Raw genomic sequence first — 22,093 nt, forward strand, 5'->3', positions numbered from 1 at the left:
CCGTGATGACCTACACCTCCGCCTCCCTGGACGCCCTGCGCACCCAGGGCGACGAACTCGCCGACGCGACCGTGACTGCCCTGTTCGAGCGTGGCGAAGTCGGCAAGTTCAACACCCTCATGCGCTACGTCTCCACCGTCGGCCAGGACCTGCCCGAAGGCTTGCCCGACGTGGCCCGCGAATACCTGCACGCCACCGGCGCACCACCGGACTGGGTGGACTGGGCCGAAATGGAGAAGGCCCGGCTCTTCTTCATCGACAACAACGTGCACATCTCCACCGCACTGTCCTTCGCCTCGATGCCGGCCTGCTACGTCCTGCCGCACGTCGCGAAGCTGCTCTCGGCCACCCACTCGCTGAAGTACCCCTCCAAAAGGATGGCCGAGACAGGGCAGTTCACGGTCTACCTGATGCGCCCCGACGCCTTCGAAGCCGGCAGCCGCTTCATCCCGGCCGCCCAGAAGGTACGCCTGCTGCACGCCTCCATCCGCCACCACCTCAAGCGCGAGGGCCTCTGGGACATCGCGGCCCTGGGCACCCCGATCTGTCAGGAGGACATGATCGGCGGGCAGATGATGTTCTCCATCCAGGTCCTCGACGCCCTGCACCGACTCGGCATCCACATGAGCAACGAAGGCGCCGACGCCTACTACTACGCCTGGCGGGTCGTGGGCGCCTTCCTCGGCGTGGACCAGGCCCACGTACCCCAAACAATCCAGGACGCCCGCGTCTTCTCCGATCTGTACATGACCCGCCACATGGGCCCCAGCGAGGAAGGCGCCCTGCTCACCCGGCAGCTCATCGACCTCTACGAGGAAGTCGTGCCGGGCACCTTCTTCGACCCCGTCGTCTCCGCCCTGATCCGCTACCTGATCGGGGACACCTGCGCCGACTGGCTGAAGGTTCCCCGCACCCCCTGGGACACCCTCGTCAAGGCGGCTCCCGCGGTCCTTGGCGTACTGGAATCCCTTGAGGACCGCTCGCCGGTCGTCGCGTGGGCCCTCGACCGGCTCGGGTACCTCACCAGCGTCCTCGAACTGTCGTCGCTCACCCGCGGACGCGTCATGCACTACGCCATCCCCGAACACCTCAAGGCCGACTACGGAGTGAGCACCACCGTCCTGCCCACAGCCCGCTGGACCCCGCCGCCCGCCACCATCGGCCAGAGGTAGAGGCGGCCCGCAGAGACGGGCGACGGGGTCGCGAACCGAGCTGATCGCCAGTGTCCGCCGTGCAGGCTGTTGAGCCGTTACCGGGCCCGTGTCCGGGTGGCCTCCTGGGTCGTTGCCTGGGGCGTGACTGACTTTCCGTATGCGTACCGTCGCGTATCTGCCCCTGCTCGGCGGGGCGTCGTGAGGCGACGGCGATGGGCCGCGCTTCTCTGCTCGCTGTCCGCCCTTGTCCTCAACGGAGTTGCGGCGACAGCGCCTGCGTTCGCAGCCTCCGCGGCGCCCGGCACCGGCGGTTACGTTGCCCTCGGCGACTCCTATTCCGCCGGCCTCGGGGCTGGTGGCTACGACGGAGCCAGCGGCGACTGCAAACGCAGCATCAGGTCCTACCCGGCTCTGTGGCGCGCCGCGCACTCACCGTCCTCCTTCGCGTTCACGGCCTGCGCGGGCGCCCGCACCGGCGATGTCGTCGAGGACCAGCTCGGCCCGCTGAACCGGTCCACGTCGCTGGTGAGCATCACCATCGGAGGCAACGACGCCGGGTTCGCCGACACAGTGACGACCTGCGTTCTGCAGGGCGAGCGTGCTTGCCTGCAACGCGTCGTCCAAGCCCGTTCGTACATCAGCACCACCCTCCCCGGAAAGCTGGACCAGGTTTACGACGCCATCCACAGCAAGGCGCCCAGCGCTGAGGTGGTCGTCATGGGCTATCCACGCTTCTACAAGCTGGGGGGTGGTTGCGCTGTGGGCATCAGCGAGAAGTCACGCGCCGCCCTCAACGCCGCCGACGACGACATCAATGCCGTCATCGCCAAGCGTGCCGCCGACCACGGATTCTCCTTCGCCGGCGTCAACGCGACCTTCAAGGGGCACGAGATCTGCTCCGGCGACCCGTGGCTCCACAGCGTCACCCTGCCCGTGGAAGAGTCGTACCACCCCACGGCCAGTGGCCAGTCCGGCGGGTATCTCCCGGCGTTCTCTTCTGCCGTGTAGAGGTTCGGCGCCGCTCTCAGCGCCCGGCACGAGCTGTTACTGCTGGAGCGAGGCCAGGGGCACCGTCGGAATCCGGCGCTTGAGGGTTGGGGAGTCAGCGCGACGCGGGGTCCGCGGTTGGCCGGAGCGAACCTGGGGCCGCCCGGCCAACTTCCGCCTTCCCGGGCGGTGTTGTTTTCGAGATCGGTATGTTGACGGCTATGAAGCCGTTCGTCTTCCACCGTGGCCGCCGACCCTGGCCCGAATCTGCGAGCACGCTGCAAAGGGACGCCGCCCAGCCGTGGCACGGTTGAGGGGGAGCGAGTTGATGGCCAGATCCTCGACGTTCCGTGTCGACGTCTACCAGAACGCGTACTTGCCGGAGGGTGGCCGCGACGTCAACGCCATCGTCAGGGGGAACAGGGTAGGACCGCCCCGGGCCGCGCGGGGCCCGGACGCCGCCGTGGTGATCATGGTGGACTGCTCCGGCTCCATGGACTGTCCGCCGATCACGATGCGGGGTGCCAGGGAAGCCACGGCCGCCGCCATCGACATGCTGCGCGACGGCACGCAATTCGCCGTGGTCGGCGGCACCCACCGGGCCGCCGAGGTCTTTCCGGGGGACGGCCGGCTGGCAGTGGCGAATGCGGCCAGCCGCGAACTGGCCAAACAGGCGCTGCAAGGGCTCACCGCGGGCGGCGGAACCGCGTTCGGCAGCTGGCTGCGGCTCGCCGAGCGGCTGCTGCGGTCGGCCGAAGGACCGTACCGGCACGGCATCCTGCTCACCGCCGGCCGCAACGAACACGAGTCGCCCGAGACACTCAAGGCGGCGCTCGACGCCTGCGCGGGACGGTTCATCTGCGATGTGCGCGGCGTCGGTACGGACGGGGACGTGAAGGAGCTCGCGGCCATCGCTTCCGCACTGCTGGGCAGCGTCGACATCATCGCCGACCCGGCCCGGCTCCCCGACGAGCTCACGCAGATCATGTCGGAAGTGACGGGCAAGGGGACCGAGAACGTCGCCCTGCGGCTGTGGACGCCTATGGGCGTGGACGTCGTGTCGGTCAAGCAGGTCGCGCCCACCCTCGAAGACCTGACCGGCAGGCGCAGTGCGGCGGGACCGCGCGCCGGGGACTATCCGACGGGTTCCTGGGGCTTGGAGTCCCGCGACTACCACATCCGCGCCCGGGTCCCGGCCGGTGGCACGGGCCAGGAAATGCTCGCCGTCCGGGTCGAGCTGGTGATCCCGCAGGACGATGGTGCCGCGACAACCCTCGCCCAGGCCCTGGTACGCGCCCAGTGGACCGCCGACGCGGAGGCGTCCACGTCGATCGATGAGCAGGTGGCGCGCCACACAGGGCAGGCGGACCTGGCCCGGGCCATCCAGGAAGGCCTCGACGCCCGCAAGGCCGGTGACGACGACCGGGCAACGGACAGACTGGGCAGGGCGGTTCAGCTGGCGCACGCTCTGGGGAACCAAGACACAGTGAAACTGCTGGCGCGGCTGGTCGACGTGGTCGATGCCGCGACCGGCACCGTGCGGCTCAGAGCCAAGGCCGCGGACGCCGATGCGACGACCCTGGAAATACGGTCGACCAAAGCGGCCCGCACGAGGAGACCACCTGGTGAAGCCCCGAGCCGGCCGGAATCCGTAAGTGGTGTCCCGCAGGTGCCACAGCAACAGGGCGTCTCGACGGGGAGTGAGAGGCACGGCGGGGAGCCGCGGCTCCTGGAAGCGGAGTTGGTCGAGCAGGCGCCTCCCGACCGGGAGGTTCCGCTACATGTGCGGGTCACCCGGGAAACGGATGGTTCCGGCGTGGCGCTCCGGGCGTTTCCCATCCCGGCGGCGGGAGCACGGCTCCTCATCACCGTGCACGCTCCAGGTCTGCTGGCGCTGGGAGATCTGCAGCAGTGGCTCACCGTTCGTCCCGGCCAGGACTCACCCTGGCTGCAATTCGGCCTGCGGACCATGGCGCCCGGCCTGCACACCGTCACCGTGCGGGCCTTCCACCAGGGGACCTTCCTCGGTGAACTGCGCACCCAGGTCTCCGTGCGGCCCGACACACCGGCCAGGGCGGGCCCGCCGCGCCGGGCGCCGCTCACCACTCTCGCGTTCGACCCGGGCGAGGTGACCTTGCAGGTCCTCAAAGGCACGGACGGCGCCTACAGCTTCCAGTTGCTCAGCGAAACCACGTACGCACCCGAGTCCTTCCACCTCGTGGCGGGCGGATCCCACGGCGCACGCGAGCGGATCTACGACGAACTGCGGCGTACGGCCGCCGCGGCCGGGCGGGACAGCGGCGGGGATCACAGCCAGGCACGCCGACGGCTGATCAACCTCGGTGTGCAGCTGTGGGCGACGGCGGTGCCCGACGCCGTGCGCCAGCAGTTCTGGGCGGAAGCGGGGCGCGTCACCTCGTTGACCGTCCTCGGTGACCACGATGCCGTGCCCTGGGAACTGCTGTATCCCCTGGACGGCCAGCGGGAGGGCGACGGATTCCTCGCCGAGTGGCTTCCCGTGGTCCGCCGGGTATTCGGGCAGGACCGGGTGCGCGAACTGTCCCTGTCCCGCGCCGCCTTCGTGGTGCCACCGGGCTCGCCTCCCGAAGCGGAACGCGAAGTGGTCGCCCTCCGGGCCAGACTGGGCGATGCCGTGACCGACGGCGGCACGCTGACCCATCGCGCCGCAGTGAGCGGCCTCATCGACGAAGGGCTCGACGGGCTGCTGCACTTCGCCTGCCACAACGCCTTCACCAGCTCCGGTTCTCACGTCACCATGGCGGACGGCCTCTTCGACCCGATCGATCTCGCCTACGCCACCCAGTCCGGTGCTCTGCGCACCACCCACCCGCTGGTGTTCTTCAACGCCTGTCGCAGCGCGGGACAGATCGACTGGTTCTCCACCAGCCTGGGCTGGGCAGCGCAGTTCCTGCAGGCCGGCGCGGGCGCCTTCGTCGGCACCCTGTGGCCGGTACGGTCCGACTCCGCGCTGCTCTTCGCCGACACCTTCTACGAGCGTCTGGTCACCCAGCGGCAGAGCCTGGGGCAGGCCACGCTGAACGCACGACGGGCCATCCGTGATCAGGGCGGGGACCCCACCTGGCTGGCGTACGCCGTCTACGGCAGCCCCGCAGCACGCGCCGCCATCCCCTAGGAGACACCAGCACACCCGGAACAGGAGAGACATGGACCATCCGGTCTTCGTCATTCATGGCGTCGGCAACCGCGACCCGCACGCCTTTACCGCTACCGTCGCGGCCTTGCAGGTGGCCGCGGACACGACCTTGGTACCCGTCTACTGGGGTGATCTCGGCGCGGACGACCGATTCGTCGATCTCGCCCTCCCTTCTCGCTCTTCCGGGCTGCGGGACACCCCGGAGGCCGGGGACGTACCATCGGACTTGCTGGTGGCCACTCTTCTCGCGGAAACCGCACAGCCTGTCCCAGGTGACCTGCCCGCGCCTCTGCAGGACGCGGTCCGCCACACCTTGGACGCATCGCGGAACAGCGGACTGCGCGATGGCCGCGACAGCCCGGACTGGGACCAAGTACGTGCGGCGCTCGCCGACGAGTGGCCGGCGACGCGCTGGCTCTCACTGGCCGATGACCCGGCTCTTCTCAGCGAGACGGGAAAGGCCATCGCCCATGCGGTCACCGACCTGCAGGAGCCGGATGATTCCTGGGCAGGGCTTCGTGGTGAAGCACCCACTGAAGGCTTGCGCGCTCTGATCCGGCGCCGACTCGCGGACCTCGACCGCGTCGCAGGCGCGGCGATGCAGGCGGTCGCGGGCAGGATGAACCACACCGTGCGAAGCCGCATCGGACCTGGCGCCACCCGGTTCCTCGGCGACGTACTGGTCTATCAGCGCCATCGTGAGCAGATCCACGCCCGGATACGGGAACAGATCGCGGCCGTCGATCCCGAACTGGGACGCCGACCTGACCGCCCCGTCCGGGTCGTTGCGCACAGCCTCGGCGGTGTGATCGCCGTCGACATGGCCACCGCCCAGGAACCGCTGTGGACGTCCTCGCTGCTCACCTTCGGTTCCCAACCGTCGTACTTTCACCTCTGTGACCCCCGCGGAGGACAGCTTTCGCCCTACACCGAACGAAGGCCGGTCACCCTGCCGAGTTCCTTGGGGCGCTGGACGAACCTGTGGCAGCCATTCGACATCCTCGCCTTCGCTGCCGCCCGCGTCTTCCGTCTCGCCGACGGCACCTCCCCGATCGACCTACCGCTGCCTCACACGGCCACCGCAGGGCTATGGACGCACTCCGCGTACTGGAACCTGCCGGAACTCGCCTCCGCGATCAGGGATGCGATGTGATCACTGAGGCTTTGTGCGTCGCATCGCGGGACCATCAGGGAACTGCCGGGAGGGGCCGCCTTCGGCGTCCCGGACCGCCCCGTGTGGCCTGGCGGATGTCCGGTCTTACCGCTGTCGCGGCGTGTTGACATCACTAGGCTGGTCAGATGTGGTCGGCGTCCCGCCGGCCCATGGCCGGGACTAACGAAAGCGATGTCGTGATGGGCTCGACGGTGAGGGAACTCCTGGCCGGCCTGCCCGTGCAGGCGAATGAGAGCCGACGACAGGCGTGGACGTCTGCCTGTGCGCACGCTCTGGGCCTGGGCAGGATGGCCGTAACGGTGAACCAGGAGCTCGTGTGGTGCTGCGACGCCACCAGTGCCCGTCTGGACGACCAGCAGTTCATCCTCGGTCAAGGACCCGGCCTGCGTCTTTCTGTCCTGGCGGGGGCGGGCGAGATCCCCGACCCCAGCCGGTTGCCGGCCGAGCTGCGGCCACAGTTCACTCCTGAGGTCGAAGAGCTGGGTGTCGCGGCCCTGTTCGTGTGGCCCGTACGTATCGGTGCCGTAGCGGTGGGGACCGAGGATGTGATCGGCCAACGCCTCGGCAACCAGCCGGCCCTCCGCGCTCTGCCGCTCGGTGAGCGAACAGACGCTGCGCCGGTAGCCCGTCAGCGCGTGCCCGCGCCGACGCCCCGGGCCAGTCCATCACCGACGACGCCCGCGACGTCCTCCGACAGGAACTGCCCCCATGACCACGTGTGACCGGGCGAACGTCTTCACGACAGCCGGTGCCGGAGACCAAGAAGGAAGCCCATGAGCAGGGAACAGCACATCGCCCGCACGTTCGTGGAACTGGCCGACACTCTCGTGGAGGACTTCGATGTCGTCGATTTCCTTCAGCAGATGACCGTCCGCTGCCAAGAGCTCCTGGACGTCACGGACGCGGCGGTGTTCCTCGCCCACCCTCCGCCCCATCTGCACAGCCCCGCGCCCTGCGACCCCGGCCCCGCCCTGAAACGCCTACTGGATTCGGCTTGCCGCCAGGGCCCGGCTCTGGACGCCCACCGCAACCGGCGGTCCGCCTCCACCCATGGCCCGGTCGGCGCCGATGAAGACGCCATGCGCTGGCCCGAGTTCACCCCGCAACTCCACGACGCCGGCTACACCGGTGCCGCCGCTGTCCCCATGCGCCTGCGCGAAGACAGCCTTGGCAGCCTCCTGCTCCTGCACACCGGTGACCGGCCGCTGAACGCCGACGACCTGGCCCTCGCCCAGGCCCTCGCGGATGCTGCCACCGTCAGCCTGCTCCAGGCCCGCACCATCCGCCAGGAGCACGCCGTCAACCGGCAGCTCCACACGGCGCTGCAGAACCGCATCGTCATCGAGCAGGCCAAGGGCCTCGTCGCCGCCCGCCAGAACATCACGCTCAGCCGTGCTTTCGACGCGATGCGCAGTCACGCCCGAAGTCACCGGATCCTGCTCAGGGAAGTCGCCCAGAGCGTCATCGACACCGGTTTCACGCCACCGAATCACGGCGCACAGCCACCCACCCAGCACACTGACCCTTCCTGATGGACACCGACGAGGGAGTGCCTGCTCTCTTGGCGGCGGCACACGCGTCCCGGGGCGGGTCCTGGTAGCCCGTACCGCGACTTCCGCCGTGGGCGGTTCGGCCTTCGCCGCCTGTGGGGCCCTGTGCTGCCCTGTCTGGTTCGAGGAAGCTCAGCGGCTGCCCGCAATACGTCAAGCGTCTATGTCGTCCCGAGCCGCCGTGCCCTACGCTCGAAAGAGGGCAGCCCTCGCTGGCCGTGGCCGCCGGTGGAGCTCCTGCCCGTTCGCTTAGCCCCTGGACCCCGGGTCTGAGGTGACTGGAGCCGCGTCGCCGACACCACGCGGCTCCAGCCTCACTGTCCGCACTACCCGTTCGAGCCCGGGGTGTGCTCCCGCCGCATCCCGGTGGGCCGGTGAGGACGACCGGCGCAAGGACGGCGAGGAGGGGAGCCCGCCGTCCTTGCGTGGCGGCCGCCGCCGATGAGGGGCGCTGCCCCAGTGGCGGCGGCGCTGGTACCTGATGGTTCAACCAACTGTCCCCGGGGCGGATGCACGCTTGCGCGCCCCGTTCTACAGACCCTATGTGCGGACACCGAACCCGGCGTGCTCGCTCAGCGAGCCGTTACAGATCGAGTCCCGCAAACCTTGAGGGCAGTGCCACCAGGCACCGGGCCCTTCGACGTACCGGAGCGGCCGGCGGGCCGGGCCGCCGCTCTGGTCTGGGACGGCGCCGCAGCCCACGGGCCGCCCGAAGGCCCAACGCCCACGTCTTGGGCCGCCCCGTGCACGGGTACCCGTCATGGACGGAGGAGTCGAGACGGTACGCGTCTTGCAGTGCGGCCGTTGGGATTCCGGTAGCAGAAGAACCGGTCGGGCCCGCCCGCGCCCACGGCGACTACCCCAGTCGACGGGGTTGTCGAGTCGGATGCGGTCGGCGGTGACTTCGCGGGCGAGGTCGGCAAGGGCCACCTCGTGGCTGTGGGCGTGGGCGCGCAGGCGGACCAGAGCCTGGTGCAGGGGGGTGCGGTGGTGGACGGCGCAGATGCCGCAGATGCCGCAGGCCTGGACCTCAGCCCGACGATCCTTAAGTGGTTTTGCGTGTGATTCCCATGCGTTGGGCGATGGTCTCGCCGAGGTTGGCGAGGGTGGCCAGTTCTTCCGGGGTCAGGTGGTCGATCAGGTGGCGGCGTACTGATGCGACGTGCAGGGGAGCGGCGGCATGGATGGTCGCGGAGCCGGAGTCGGTGAGGACGACCTCGGCACCGCGTCCGTCGGTGGTGACGTCCTCGCGACGGATCAGATCGCGTTGTTCCATGCGGGTGAGGTGGTGGGAGAGGCGGCTGCGGGACCACTGCATCAGGCCGGCGAGGCCGGTGACGCGCATGCGGCTGCCGGGAGTCTCGCTGAGGACGGACAAAACGTCGTAGTCGGCCTCGGAAAGGCCGCTGTCGGTGCTGAGGTCGCGGGAGATCTCGGCGTTGACGAGTGGAAACATCCGCCGCCACGCGTACCAGGCGTCCTGTTCGGCATCGGTCAGCCAGCGAGGAGAGGTCATGGGGGAACCCTAACCCGATGGATGACGTGTCACGCAGATGGTTGACAGGCCACCCGCGTGTGGGGTTGAGTATTGGTGACACGTCAACCACTTTGGGAAGAAGTCGATATGTCTCGCCTGCTTGTCCTGTCCACCAGTACCCGAACCGTCTCAAACGGCCGCGCCTTCGCCCGCTGGGTCGCGGACGCCGCAGGGGGACACGAGGCGTTCGACGTGGAGTTCACCGACCTCGGGGAGCTGGCTCTGCCCCTGCTCGACGAGCCCGAGTACGCCTCCACCGGTATCTACACCCATCAGCACACGCGTGACTGGAGTGCGATCGCCGGCGCCGCCGACGCGTTCGTGTTCGTCATGCCGATGTACAACGGGGGCTTCACCGCGCCTCTCAAGAACGCGCTGGACCACCTGTACCAGGAGTGGCAGGGCAAGCCGGTGGGCCTGGTCAGTTACTCCGCCGGCGACTCCGGCGGAGCGCCGGCCGCCGAGATGCTGCTGCCGGTCCTCGCCCGGCTCGGTCTCCGGCCCGCCCAGCGGCGCCTGGCCGTACCCGCCATCCACTCCCTGGTTTCGGAGGGAGCGTTTGCCCCCTCCGAAGGACTCGACGGCGAACTGGCTGTGCTGCTGGACGAGTTGGCGAAGCTGACCCTCGACGAGAACCTCGCCTGACGACTGCCGGTCCCCGCTCTGGGCCTGCTTGCCACGGCCTGCGACGGGCGGCGGGCCGTCCGACTTCGGCGGTAGCTGCTGCTGGGCTCGGCTGATGGCAGTGGGCCAAGCGGTAAAGCTCAGTGGGTGGGAACCGGCTCGGACGACGGCCGCCATTCGCGCCTGAGGAGGCCGTAGACCCATGAGTCGGAGACGTCGCCGTTGACGACGCAGTCCTCCCGCAACGTCCCTTCACGCACGAAGCCGAGCTTCTCCAGCACGCGAGCAGAAGCCACATTGCGTGTATCGACCTCGGCTTGGACGCGATTCAGGTCCAGCGTCTCGAACGCCCATCGCAGCAGAGCGTGCGCGGCCTCGGTCGCGTATCCCTGACCCACGACGCACTGTCGTAGCAGTAGCCGAGCGTCGCGCTGCGGAAGTCCGGATTCCAGTTGTGCAAGGTGCACCAGCCGACGAACGCCCCGTCGGACACGCGATCCACGGCCAAGCGCGCCCCGGTGCCTTCCTGTTCCATCCGTCGGCACGTAGTGATGAACTTCTCTGAGCGTGACCGGTCGGTCCACGGGGGCGAGTCCCAGTACCGCAGGATGTGGGCGCTGCTCTGCAGTGCGAAGAGGTCGTTCGCATCCGCGTCCTCGAAGGCGCGCAGCCGAAGGCGAGCGGTGTGCAACGAGGGGGTGGGCAGCGACGCTCTCATGGTCCCTCCCTGGTCGGTGGCCGACCCATCAGACTGCCGATGCGGGGCCACTCGCAACGTGTTTTCTTGGCGCGTCGGCAGACGTGTCCGCTTCATTGGTTCGACCGAACACGCCCGGAGAGCTGTGGTCCGTCGACGGCCTGTTGGGCCCGCCGGGTTGGGTTACAGCGGGACCGTCAGGAGGGTGCAGCGTACGGGGGTGGCGTGGCTGGGGTCGAGGGCGTTCAGGACCAGTTGGTGGACGTTCGGGTCGTACGGGCTGCCCAGGTGGCCGGTGAGTTCGAGCGGGCACACGCTCTGAAGCAGGATGTTGTTGACGCTAGCCCCGGGGCCGGGGGTGAGGAACTGGTGTGTGTACGGGGTGACGACCTCGTCGACCCTGGTGACGATGTTGGTGTAGCTCACGCCGGGTTCGGTGTCGCCCTTGGCGTAGAGCTGCTGGAGCACCGGGGAGCCGACGGTCTGGTCCTTGGCGGCGGGACTGTCCAAACCGAGCGGTTGGCCGGCGTGTCCGGCCACGGTCAGGACGGCGTCGGCGAGGTGGATCAGGCCGAGCAGGGTGGTGCCGTGACTGCTGGGGTTGATGCCGACGAGCTGGTGGACCTTGGCGGCGCCGCCGTGGAAGCGGAGGTACCACTGGGGCATGAGTCCGCCTCCCTGGGAGTGGCCCACGAGGTCGACCTTCTTCGCGCCGGTAGCGGCGAGCACCGTGTCGACGTAGATAGCGAGTTGCTCCGCCGAGTCGGGGACGGGCCCGACGGCTTTCACCAGGGCGTGGGGTTTCGTCTCGCCGTAGTTGAGGGCAAAGACGCAGTAGCCGAGGCTCTTGAGCAGGGGGGCCAGTCCGCTCCAGTTGTCGTAGGCGTTCTCGAAGGTGCCGTGGACGAGGATGGCGGGGTAGGGGTGGGCGGCGGTCGGTTTGCAGCTGAAGTCGTTGGCACCGGCAGGGGAGCGTTCGGGGTCGGGCAGGGAACCGAGCAGTGCGGTGCCGAAGTTGACGACGCCGAGGCCGAGGAGGGGTCCGGCCGGCCGCGGCGGCGTTGCTTCGGCACGCCGTGACCGCGAGGGTGCCGCGGAAGCTGCGGGGGCGGCAGCGCTAAGGCAGACCGCCGTGGCCAGGGCGGCGCATGCGGCCCTGAGGGATCGACGCATCGAGGTGCGTACCTTCTGGTGAGGTGACGAAGGGGACTTGAGGCGGCCCCAGCTTCGACACCCCCTGTGCCGCGCTCACCTGCGGCGCGCGGTATCCGCCCGTTCGGCTCATGCCCGGTCAGCCGCGTGGGCGTACGCGGCCGGGTTCCGGCGGGCTGACGTCGAGGGCCGGGCTGGCAGAGCCGCGTTGCCGCATGGCTGCGGCGGCGTCGGTATCCAGGTGGGCTTCAACTTGTCGCAGGGGGGCAACCGGCGTGCCTGTTGGGGGTGTTGAGACTCGGGGAAGGCGCGGCGGCTCTCACCCATGCTGCCGTCGGTGAGGGAGTGGCGAGAGCAGGCGATCCATCCACCTGGCGCGAGCGGAGCGCCGACCACAGAGCAAGGGGTGTGCGCCGCGCTGCGGGATGCGTCAGCGTGGTGAGGGGCCGGGGAGGTCGGGCAGCGTCAGGTGTTCGTGGACCACGGCGTGCGCGAGGGCGGTCAGGTCCATGTCCCTGGTGTGGGCGTGGGCACGCAGCAGTGCCAGCGCTTGGCCGGTGGTCACGCCGTGGCGGTAGCTGATCATGCCGATTGCCTGGTGGACGACCGCGTCGGTCGGCAGGAGCCAGGTGTGCGCGAACTCTTCGTCGCTCGGTGTGGGAGTGGCGAGGAGCAGCAGGTCGGCCGCGTCCGCGTGGTCCTGGGCCAGGTGCAGGTCGACCTCAGGGAGCAGGCCCGGCCGGTCGCGGTAGAGGGAGAGGACGAGGCCGGACTGCTCCGATGGATCGGAACCGCTCAGCACGGGCAGGGCAAAGACCGCGCGGATACCGTGAGCCCTGGCCTGTTCGGCGTACACGGGCCACTGTTCTGTGCTCCGCGCGTCGTCGAGATCGGCTGCGAGCACCGGTGCCCCCTGCCTCAGGGCCTGGACGCAAGGTCCTTCCCCGAGGCTGATCTGCAGCGATTCGCCTCGCGCGGCCAGCGCGCCGACCGCACACAGTGACACCCGCTGAGCGAGGGCGGCGTCCGCGGTCAGGGTGAGTCCCACGGCGTACTCCCCGTTCAGGGCGTTCCTGCACGCCTCGCCGAGGTGTTGGGTCGGGTGGACCCGGCCCACGAAGCGGGCGGCCAGGACGACAGCTTGCAGCTGTGGGGTCTTCACCCTGGGCTCATTGTGACGACAAGCGCGGTAGCACCCTGATCATGCGTGGACATGTCGGTATGCCCGATCTCCGGCATTCACCGCCGACGCTGCCGGATCGGAAGCCAATGTCGGGGGTGATGGACGAGCGGTCTGGCTACGGGCAGCCTGCGCTTTCACCCTACGCCCTGCTCGGTGGATACACAGGAGGTTACGGACCGGTGACTGAAACCGGGCCGGTAGCAGTTGCCCGTTTTTCGCGATCTCCTGTCGTTGGCCGCGGAGCGGTCCTACCGTCACGACTGCTGTTCCCGTTCGCCGAGCACCGCCCTGCCGACCACGGATGTAACGTTCCGCCCGTCCGGCAGGACGCGTCGCAACCCGCAGCCGTCGCAGTGAGGGCCGTGGTGCTGGTCCGCCCGGAGTATCGGATTCAGCCAGTTGCGGAAAGGCGTCGCGATTTTCCAGGACGCGGTCTTTCTCCTCCTGGACGGCGACGCCGAAGCCTCCGCCGACACCGGCAACGACGGCACGCACATCGGACGCTTCCATGCGCACGGTTGTGACTCGTGGGGGCACCTGAACAGACCGGGCCGGACCCGTCCCCGGGCCGGTCTGTTCAGGTGCCCCCACCACGGGCGGGAAGCGGTGGGCCGGTCGACGGTGGCGGCTCCTGGTGCACTTTCGTATCCGCTGCTTCGCACACGCGCAGAGTCGGATCAAGGCGTGATCTGACGTGTTCGGCCGTGGACGAGGTAAGGGCACGGCGGAAAATACCTAGACTGGGCGGTGTCGGGAGTCCATCTCATGCCGAGGAGGGCTCTGGTCGCGAACGAAGGGTGGCTGTGCCGGGAGGTGAGGAGCGGTGAACGCCGGCCGTTACCTGGCTGCCGTACTGAAGAGCCTGCAGCCCACCGGTGGCGACAGCGAGCTGATCGGCGCCGACCCCCATTTGTGCGCCCTGGCCCTTGGCGTGGACGGCATCGCCGCCTGTGTGACGACCGCCGATGGCATGAACGAATTGCTGTGGTTCACCGAGGGCACCAGTACACGGCTGGAGGATCTGCAGTTCACGTTGGGTGAGGGGCCGGGCCCTGAGGTATCGGCCTCCTGTGCGCCGGTCCTGGTGCCGGACCTCTCACGGGTCGCGCCCGGCCGGTGGCCCGCGCTGTTGCCGGAGGCGCAGGCGCTGGGCATCGGCGCCGTTTTCTGCCTGCCGCTCCATGTCGGCTCCGCCTGTCTGGGGACTTTGACCTTGCAGCGCGCGGTGCCGGGTCCGCTCCCGGACGCGACGATGACCGATGCGTGGTCCGTAGCCAACGCTCTGACCGCCGTGCTCTTGCACGGCAGCCCGCAAAGGGACGCCTTCGCCGCGGCGGACACGGCTTCGGTGTTGTACCGAGCCGTCGTCCACCAGGCCACCGGGATGATCAGTGTGCAGGCCGAAGTGCCACTTGCGCGGGCGCTCCTGCTGTTGCGCGCGTACGCCTTCGAGCATGAGCGGAACGTTGTGGAGGTTGCCGAGGACGTGGTCGCCAGGCGGTTGAGCTTCCGGGAGAATGAGGACGGGCCGGATACTTCCGGTGAAGGGACTGAAGGGCAATGAGGCATGAGGAACGACTGTTGGCGGCCATGGTCGACGCCGTGGACACGCTGGTCGACGAATTCGATCTGATCGATTTCCTCCATAGGCTGTGCGACAGCTGCAACGACCTGCTGGATGTATCCGCTGTGGGGGTCATGCTTGCCGATCCGGGTGGCAGCCTCCAGCTGATCGCCGCGTCGGACGAGCACACCCGGCTGCTGGAGCTCTTTGCCCTGCAGGTCGACCAGGGGCCGTGCGTGGAGTGCTACCGCAATGGCGCAGCACGGCTGAACATCTCCCTTGGTTCCGCCGAGCAGACCGCCGGGTTCCCGCGCTTTGCGGAACACGCCCGCCAGGCCGGTTTCGCCATCACCCACGCCCTGCCCATGCGGCTGCGCCAGCAGATCGTGGGCGCGCTGAACCTGTTCGACACCCGCGAACAGAACCTCAGCGAAGCCGACGTTCGCGTGGCGCAGGCGCTGGCGGATGTGGCGACCATCGCGATCCTCCAGCACCGGACCATCGCCCACGGCAACGTCGAGCGGGCGCAACTACGAGCCGCCCTGTCCAGCCGCATCTCCATCGAGCAGGCCAAGGGGATGCTGGCCGAACGCTGGGGCACCACGCTCGACGACGCCTTCGACGCGCTGCGTCGGCACGCCCGCAACCACCGGCAGCCCCTGACCGCGCTGTGTCAGCAGCTGATCGATGGTTCACTGGACACCACCTCCGTCGAGCGTCCCTGATCATCCGCCGTGCAGTATGCCCGCATGCCGGTACCCGCCCCAGCCCCCGGCGGAGAATGTGTGCCGCTCCTCCAGGTGCCCGGGGCTTGTCCATCGGAAGGACAGCCCATGAACCCCGAGGATCACGACGCGGCATGGCGGCGGATTGGTGCGGCCGGCATCAGCGGCAGCGTCACGCTGAGCACCGCCTGCCGGGCTTGCGTGGAGGACCTGGAGGCCGACTTCGGCGGCGCCACCTTGGTGACCACCGGCGAATTGCGGCTGCTGGCCTGCGCCACCAATGAGCGCGCCAGGGCCGTGGAAGACGCCCAGCTGGTCACCGGCGAGGGGCCCTGCACCGACGCCTACGTCCACCACCAACCCGTCGAAGCAGACCTGCACCAAGCGGAGGACCGGTGGCCTGCCTTCGTTGCCCTCGCCTGCGACCAGGGCGTGCGCCGTGTCCTGGCCCTGCCCCTGGCCATCGGCAACCTTCTCATCGGCGCCATGGACCTCTACCGCTGTACCCCTGACCCCTTCACCGCGGCGCAGAAGGACCGGGCTGCGGCTTACGCCCGCATCGTGGCGCTGCTCGCCCTCGACGAGCACCCCTACCTGATCGCCACCCACTCCCGGCCCGCCCAGCGCGGACCGCAGGGCTATCCGCCCACTGTCCATACGGCCGCAGGCATCCTCGCCGCGAAATACGAGCTCACCCCCGACGACGCCCTGGCCCGGCTGCGCGCCCACTCCTTCCGCCACAATCAGCCCCTGCTGCGCACCGCCGAACACGTCCTCGACCATCACAGCCTGGACTGAGCTCGGACCAGCGCGCCTGCGGGGGCCAGTAGTTGATGCAGGCCGGTGGAAGGTGGACAAGGGCCGACGGTGCTTCCCGTCCGCTCTTTCGGCGCAAATGAATGGCTGATTCGCCGGCACCGAAACCGCCTCCGACGAAGCGTGCAGGCATCTGGAGGAAGACCAGCTCGAACTCGGCGAAGGCCCCTGCCTCGACAGCGCCCGTACCGGCGCCGCGCTGGCTCCGGTCCTGTTGCAGGCCATCGACACGGCACGTTGACCCGCACCGCGAAGAGGTCCGCCGCCGCGCGTTTCGGAGCTTGACTGAATTTTCAGTCAGGATAGAGTGCGCTCACTGGTTCGCCGTCGGCCTGCACGCCCGGGCAGCACTGCGGGGCAAGGCCGTCGTGGTGAGGCGGTATGCCGACCCACCGCTGGTGCTGTTCCAGGTGTCCGCCGAGGCGCCGACCTGCCCGGCGCACCGGGCAAGTGAACGACCTGATTCGGAGAATCCGCATGAGTGACCCGTATGGCGACAGCCGCCCGATCGGCCGCCGTCCTCTGGGAGCCGTGCCCTCGCGCAGGGGGGTGCTGGGGGCCATCGGACTGGGCGCTGCTCCCGGGACCTCAGGTGGGGGGCGTGCTTTCGCACAGGGCGCGGACTCGTGCACCGGCAGCGGTCCCCGCCGGCGGGTGGAGCGCGATGACGTTCCCCATGCGCGCACCTGGATGTCGTGGCCGTCGCGCAAGTCCGTCTGGGGCCGACAACTCGCAGGGGTCCAGGGAGACATCGCGTTGATCGCCGCGACGATCGCCCGGTTCGAACCGGTGATCATGTGCGCCCCGGACGACTACAGCGTCCGCCAGGCCCGCCGGATGTGCGGCCCCGCCGTCACCGTGACCGATGAGATCGCCACCGACGACCTCTGGATGCGCGACATCGCCCCGGTGTTCCGGCGCGACGGCCGCGGAGGGCGCGACGCGGTCGGCCTCAACTTCAACGGCTGGGGCAAGAAGCAGACCCACCGCTACGACGCCGAGGCAGCGTCCTGTGTCGCCGCCTGGGCCCGGCTGCCCTTCAGCCGGGCGGACTTCGTGGGGGAGGGGGGATCCGTCGAGACGGACGGCGACGGCACGGTGATGGCCACCGAGAGCAGCCTGGTCAACAAGAACCGCAACCGACAGATGAGCCGGGACGAGATCGAGGCCGAGGTGCTGCGCGTCTACGGCGCGGACACGATGATCTGGGTCCCGGGCATCAAGGGCAAGGACATCACCGACGACCACATCGACGTCACCTCACGCTTCGTGCGGCCTGGCGTGGTGATGGTCCAGTTGCCGCCCGCGGACCGCGAGGACGTGTGGGCCCGTGACGCCCGCGAACAATTCGCCATCCTGTCCCGGGCCACGGACGCCAGGGGCCGCAGGATCCAGGTGATCCGGGTGGACGGCCCCGACACCGTGCGGTCACGGGACCCGAAGTTCGTCGACTCCTACCTCAACTTCCACGTCGTCAACGGCGGCGTCATCGCCGCACAGTTCGGCGACCACGCGAGGGACGAGGCAGCCCGGCGCACCCTTTCGGCGGCCTATCCCGGCCGCGAGGTGGTGCAGCTCGACGTCGACCGACTGATGTCCGGCGGTGGTGGCATCCACTGCTCGACCATGCAGGAACCTCTGCCGTAACTCCCGCTCAGGCATGCTGCGCCTGCGTGATCCGTTCCCCGCCCAGCCCTTCTCATGCCCCCACCCCGTTCGGAGCGCCCCGTGCAAGATCTCCCTTCCTCCCGCTTCTCACCCTCCCGTCGGACGATGCTGCGGGCGGCCGCCGGTGCCGGTGTCCTGACCCTGGGAGCCGCGGCCTGTGCTCCTTCCGACGAAGGTGGGCAAGCGGTCGCACCCGGCTCCTCGCGGCAGCCCGGACCGACCGTGGCGGGGCGCAGGTTCGGTGCGGAGTGGGAGAGCCACGCGCGTACGTTCATGTCCTGGCCCGCGTCCTCCGGTATCTGGGCCGAGCAACTGCCCGCCGTGCGCGAGGACATCGCCCGGCTGGCGCGGGCGGTGGCCGGTTACGAACCCGTCGTGATGTTCGCTCGTCCCGCGCAGGCCGACGCCGCGCAGAAGGCCTGCGGCAACGACGTGGAAGTCGTTCCGCTGCCCGTGGACGACCTGTGGGCCCGGGACTCCGTCCCGGTGTTCGTGGAGGAGTCCGGCACACTCAAGGGCGTCGACTTCAACTTCAGCGGCTGGGGGAACAAGCAGAAGGAGCACGGCAACGACACCGCGCTGGCCGCAGCCATGCTGGACAAGTACGGGATCGGACGGGTGCGCACGCCACTCGTGGCCGAGGGCGGCTCGTTCGAGACCGATGGTCAGGGCACCCTCATGGTCACCGAGAGCTCGGTGGTCAACCAGCGCCGCAACCCTGGCAGGAGCCGCGACGAGATCGAGGCCGAGCTCAAGAAGGCCCTCGGTGTCACCAAGGTGATCTGGTTCGCGGGGGTGCGTGACCAGGACATCACCGATGCCCACGTGGACTGTCTGGTCCGCTTTGTCGCGCCTGGCGTCGTCCTGCTCGACCAGCCCTTCCCAGGCGCGCCGGCCGACGTGTGGTCGCGCTCGTCGGCCCAGGCGCGCGAGGTACTGAGGAACGCCACGGACGCCCATGGCACACCGCTGAAGGTGATCGACCTGCCGCAGCCCGACCCCGACCGGATCGCCGGCCGAGGCGACGCGTTCGTCTCCTCGTACATCAACTTCTACGTCGCGAACAAGTCGCTCTTCCTTCCCCGCTTCGGAGACGCCAGGGCCGACGACCGTGCGCAGCAGATCCTGCGGGACCACTTCCCGGGCCGTGACATCATCCCCGTGAAGATCGACAACATCGCCTCTGGGGGTGGCGGGATCCACTGCTCCACCCACGACCAGCCCGGGAAGCCCTCCGAAGGCTGAGAGCGCGGTGCCGCCCACCTGCCGCGGAGCACACCGGCCCGGTCAGGAACACAAGCCTGACGGTGAGCGGTTGACGGACGCTTGCGTTGCCGGACTGCGACAGCCCGCTCCTGGAACGCCGACGCACATGCGTGCCCGCGGCAGGATTCACCTGCGCCCGAGTCGATCCAGTTCCGCGTCAATGGCGTCGCTCACCAGCTCACGGGCGTGGTCCAGGGGAAGGACGCCGCTCAGCCAGCGCATGCTGAGACCCTCCACCAGGGCGGTCAGCCGCTCGGCGGAGAGGGCGAGGCGCGCGGCCGTGGCCGTGGGGCGCACCTGGCCCAGCAGCTCGGCCACCTCGTGCACCCAGACCAGCGTGGCCTTGGCCAGGTCCTCCCGCAGGTCCGGCTCGAAGATGGCGCTGGCGCGCAGCTCACCCCAGGCGATGCTGTTCTCCCGGACGACCTCGTCGTCCTGAAGCTCCTGAAGCAGGGTGAATTCCAACTCCTGCCGGGGCGTCAGGGGCCCGGCGGCCGCGTCGCGCTCGGTGGTGTAGTGCTCGGCCCGGTCATTGATGAACTGCAGGGTCCGGCGCAGAATTCCGGCGCGATCCTTGAAGTGGTAGTAGATCAGCGCCGTGGAGACACCGGCTTCGGCGGCCAGCTCCTCGACACGCAGTCCACGCACCCCGCGACGGGCGATGACCCGCGCGGCAGCCTCCATGATCACAGTCTTTCGATCGCCCACAAACCACCACCCTAATGCTCCTCTCTCCCGCTCCGAACGGTCGGATTGACCGAATCTTCAGGGAGAGTGACGTGCCGCTGAGCCGGGCCCCGGGCCGCGAGCGGCCCGCCACCGCCATCGAGTGCGCGCGGCTGACCGCGCAAGAGACCCCAATGGCATACACAGGAGCGTCCGCAGGGATAGCGTGCAGAAGACCGAGGCCGCGGGGGAGGGCGCCGGTGTGCCGACAGCTGCCACGCTTGCGGCTGAGGGCCGCATTCCTCTTCCTGGCCTGGTCCCGACACAGAAAGGCTCTGGTGAAGAAGAACTGCCCAGGCTGCCGGGCCTTGCGCCTGGAGGCGTCGAAGCCCGGCGCAGCCCTTGCCGAACTTCTCGTCCGCGTAGCGCTGCACGAACGGTCGGCGGAGTGCCGCGAGCCCGCCCCCGCGCGGAAGCGAGCGAGACCTTAGGGCTGCTCCAAGCCGATGCCGTGGCTTCACCGCGAACCCATGCGACGCCCCCGCGCGGCGACCACCTGTGTCCACGTGCTGTCGTCCGCAGTTTCTTGCGGGGGTTACCGGAAGTCGTGCGAGGTCTCGTAGCCGGTTGTCAGAGGCGTCGGAGGTCCAGGCCGACATCGAGGACGGGGGAGGAGTGGGTGAGGGCTCCGACCGAGAGGTAATCGACACCCGCCTCGGCATAGGCGCGGGCTGTGTCGAGGACCAGGCGGCCGGAGGACTCGAGCATCGCCCGGCCGTTGACCAGGGCCACGGCCTCAGCCGTCTCCGCCGGGGTGAAGTTGTCCAGGAGGATCAAGTCGGCGCCCGCGTCCAGGACTTCGGTGAGCTGGGCGAGGGTGTCGACCTCGACCTCGATGGCGAGTTCGGGGAAGCTCTCGCGGACCAGCCTGAAGGCCTCGGTCACGCCGCCGGCCACCACGGCGTGGTTGTCCTTGACCAGGGCCGCGTCCGAGAGGGACATGCGGTGGTTGACGCCGCCGCCGCAGCGGACCGCGTACTTCTCCAGGGAGCGCAGGCCCGGGGTCGTTTTGCGGGTGTCGCGGACCTTGGCCTTGGTGCCTTCAAGTGCGCGCGCCCAGGAGTGGGTGGCCGTGGCGATGCCCGACATGCGGCAGAGGAGGTTGAGGGCGGGGCGCTCTGCAGTGAACAGGTCTCGGGCGCGGGCCGTGACCGAGAGGAGACTCTGGCCCGCCTCGACGCGGTCGCCGTCCTCGATGTGGCGCTCGACCTCGAAGGTGTCCGTGCAGACGGCCGACACGATCGCCTCGGCGACATGGATCCCGGCGACCGTGCCGGCCTCGCGTGCTGTGAAGTCGCCCGTCACTACGGCGCCTTGCGGGACCGTGGCGACCGTGGTGACGTCGATGCCGGAAGCCAGATCCTCGGCGAGGGCGATGTGCGCGATGTTGTCGACCTCGACCGGGTCCAGGCCCGCCTCGTGGAGAAGTCGCGCGAGGCTCGGGTCGAGGCCGCATTCGAGGCCGTCCGCCCTGCCGCCGGCGGGCTGGACACGGGAAAGGCTGAGGGTGCTCATGATCAGTGCTCCTGGAAAGGGGAGGGGAGGGTCGGGGGGAATTCGGCTGTGTCGGTGGTGTGGATGGCGAGGGAGCGGTCCGGCCGCAGTCGTACGACCACATGGCGCTGCCAGTCGGTGTCTTCGCGGCCCGGGTGGTCCTCGCGCCAGTGGCAGCCGCGAGTCTCCTCGCGGGGCTGCGCGGAGGCGACCAGGGCGCGGGCCACGCACAGGAGGTTCGTCGCCTCCCAGGCCTCGATGCCGGGGATGGCGGTCTTGCGGTCGTCGGAAGTCTCGGCGGCGTCCGCGCCGAGCGCCTCGAGGTGCGCGGCCGCCTCGGCGAGGCCGGCCGACGAGCGGGCCACTCCGGCCCCCTTCGTCATGATCCGCTGGATCGCGAGGCGGGACTCCGGGGCCAGCAGCGGGAGGGTGGTGCCTTCGGGGATCACTGGTTCGGGTCGGGCGTGGGGCGTTCCCGCGATGTCAGCGGCGATGTTCTCCGCGAAGACCAGGCCTTCGAGGAGGGAGTTGGAGGCGAGGCGGTTGGCGCCGTGGACGCCGGTGCAGGCGGCCTCGCCGCAGGCGTAGAGGCCGGGCACGG

The 22,093-nt window shown here is 69.3% G+C and carries 18 protein-coding genes and 2 pseudogenes; 13 read left to right on the forward strand and 7 right to left on the reverse strand.

Annotated elements, in window-relative coordinates; translation table 11 throughout:
* Positions 1 to 5 precede the first annotated feature (5 nt).
* From DT019_RS35425 to DT019_RS35450, 7 genes and pseudogenes are all read left to right on the forward strand, one after another.
* Positions 6 to 1,172: an oxygenase MpaB family protein gene (locus tag DT019_RS35425; protein ID WP_114041106.1), complete on the forward strand. Its 1,167-nt coding sequence runs from the start codon at positions 6 to 8 to the stop codon at positions 1,170 to 1,172.
* Positions 1,173 to 1,352: 180 nt separating this feature from the next.
* On the forward strand, positions 1,353 to 2,162 hold the full coding sequence (locus DT019_RS35430) for an SGNH/GDSL hydrolase family protein (RefSeq protein WP_114041107.1): 810 nt from the start codon (positions 1,353 to 1,355) through the stop codon (positions 2,160 to 2,162).
* Positions 2,163 to 2,469: 307 nt separating this feature from the next.
* A pseudogene (locus DT019_RS40540) lies at positions 2,470 to 3,759 on the forward strand (VWA domain-containing protein); the annotation flags it as partial.
* A 351-nt stretch (positions 3,760 to 4,110) separates the two neighbouring features.
* Positions 4,111 to 5,295, forward strand: a complete 1,185-nt coding sequence (locus tag DT019_RS40545; RefSeq protein WP_223279927.1) for a CHAT domain-containing protein — start codon at positions 4,111 to 4,113, stop codon at positions 5,293 to 5,295.
* Positions 5,296 to 5,326: 31 nt separating this feature from the next.
* Positions 5,327 to 6,469: a hypothetical protein gene (locus DT019_RS35440; RefSeq protein ID WP_114041109.1), complete on the forward strand. Its 1,143-nt coding sequence runs from the start codon at positions 5,327 to 5,329 to the stop codon at positions 6,467 to 6,469.
* A gap of 320 nt (positions 6,470 to 6,789) precedes the next feature.
* Positions 6,790 to 7,212 carry a hypothetical protein gene (locus DT019_RS35445; RefSeq protein WP_147267387.1) on the forward strand — a complete coding sequence of 141 codons (423 nt, stop codon included), beginning with the start codon at positions 6,790 to 6,792 and terminating at the stop codon, positions 7,210 to 7,212.
* Between the two features lie 51 nt (positions 7,213 to 7,263).
* Positions 7,264 to 8,022, forward strand: a complete 759-nt coding sequence (locus DT019_RS35450) for an ANTAR domain-containing protein (protein ID WP_114041111.1) — start codon at positions 7,264 to 7,266, stop codon at positions 8,020 to 8,022.
* Positions 8,023 to 9,085: 1,063 nt separating this feature from the next.
* Here DT019_RS35450 and DT019_RS35455 read toward each other — a convergent pair.
* Positions 9,086 to 9,556 (reverse strand): MarR family winged helix-turn-helix transcriptional regulator, encoded by a 471-nt coding sequence (locus DT019_RS35455; protein ID WP_114041112.1) that lies wholly within the window; start codon positions 9,554 to 9,556, stop codon positions 9,086 to 9,088.
* Between the two features lie 108 nt (positions 9,557 to 9,664).
* Between DT019_RS35455 and DT019_RS35460 the strand changes: the two genes are divergently transcribed.
* Positions 9,665 to 10,222: an NADPH-dependent FMN reductase gene (locus DT019_RS35460; protein WP_114041113.1), complete on the forward strand. Its 558-nt coding sequence runs from the start codon at positions 9,665 to 9,667 to the stop codon at positions 10,220 to 10,222.
* A gap of 119 nt (positions 10,223 to 10,341) precedes the next feature.
* Here DT019_RS35460 and DT019_RS35465 read toward each other — a convergent pair.
* The 3 genes and pseudogenes from DT019_RS35465 to DT019_RS35475 form a co-directional block, all read right to left on the reverse strand.
* A pseudogene (locus DT019_RS35465) lies at positions 10,342 to 10,919 on the reverse strand (GNAT family N-acetyltransferase).
* 162 nt (positions 10,920 to 11,081) lie between these two features.
* Entirely contained in the window at positions 11,082 to 12,071 is a 990-nt protein-coding gene (locus tag DT019_RS35470) for an esterase/lipase family protein (protein ID WP_114041114.1), read from the reverse strand.
* A 409-nt stretch (positions 12,072 to 12,480) separates the two neighbouring features.
* The gene (locus tag DT019_RS35475; protein ID WP_114041115.1) at positions 12,481 to 13,212 is read right to left on the reverse strand and encodes a GAF and ANTAR domain-containing protein; all 732 of its coding nucleotides are present in this window, start codon (positions 13,210 to 13,212) and stop codon (positions 12,481 to 12,483) included.
* An 844-nt stretch (positions 13,213 to 14,056) separates the two neighbouring features.
* Here DT019_RS35475 and DT019_RS35480 point away from each other — a divergent pair.
* From DT019_RS35480 to DT019_RS35505, 5 genes are all read left to right on the forward strand, one after another.
* Complete coding sequence (locus DT019_RS35480; RefSeq protein ID WP_114041116.1) at positions 14,057 to 14,797, forward strand: GAF domain-containing protein; 741 nt, start codon at positions 14,057 to 14,059, stop codon at positions 14,795 to 14,797.
* Positions 14,798 to 14,823: 26 nt separating this feature from the next.
* Entirely contained in the window at positions 14,824 to 15,522 is a 699-nt protein-coding gene (locus DT019_RS35485; RefSeq protein WP_223279928.1) for a GAF and ANTAR domain-containing protein, read from the forward strand.
* Between the two features lie 108 nt (positions 15,523 to 15,630).
* On the forward strand, positions 15,631 to 16,320 hold the full coding sequence (locus tag DT019_RS35490) for a GAF and ANTAR domain-containing protein (protein WP_189390226.1): 690 nt from the start codon (positions 15,631 to 15,633) through the stop codon (positions 16,318 to 16,320).
* Positions 16,321 to 16,815: 495 nt separating this feature from the next.
* Entirely contained in the window at positions 16,816 to 17,985 is a 1,170-nt protein-coding gene (locus DT019_RS35500) for an agmatine/peptidylarginine deiminase (protein ID WP_114041119.1), read from the forward strand.
* Between the two features lie 54 nt (positions 17,986 to 18,039).
* The gene (locus DT019_RS35505; RefSeq protein ID WP_114041120.1) at positions 18,040 to 19,251 is read left to right on the forward strand and encodes an agmatine/peptidylarginine deiminase; all 1,212 of its coding nucleotides are present in this window, start codon (positions 18,040 to 18,042) and stop codon (positions 19,249 to 19,251) included.
* Positions 19,252 to 19,398: 147 nt separating this feature from the next.
* Here the strand turns inward: DT019_RS35505 and DT019_RS35510 are convergent, their stop codons facing one another.
* From DT019_RS35510 to DT019_RS35520, 3 genes are all read right to left on the reverse strand, one after another.
* Positions 19,399 to 19,956 (reverse strand): TetR/AcrR family transcriptional regulator, encoded by a 558-nt coding sequence (locus DT019_RS35510; protein WP_114041131.1) that lies wholly within the window; start codon positions 19,954 to 19,956, stop codon positions 19,399 to 19,401.
* Positions 19,957 to 20,568: 612 nt separating this feature from the next.
* A complete protein-coding gene (gene nadC / locus DT019_RS35515; RefSeq protein WP_114041121.1) occupies positions 20,569 to 21,513 on the reverse strand; it encodes a carboxylating nicotinate-nucleotide diphosphorylase in 945 nt (314 codons plus the stop codon).
* A gap of 2 nt (positions 21,514 to 21,515) precedes the next feature.
* Positions 21,516 to 22,093: FAD-binding protein (locus tag DT019_RS35520; protein ID WP_114041122.1), on the reverse strand; the 578-nt coding region annotated here is incomplete at its 5' end.

The organism is Streptomyces sp. SDr-06 (genome assembly GCF_003324565.1).
GTDB lineage: Bacteria > Actinomycetota > Actinomycetes > Streptomycetales > Streptomycetaceae > Streptomyces.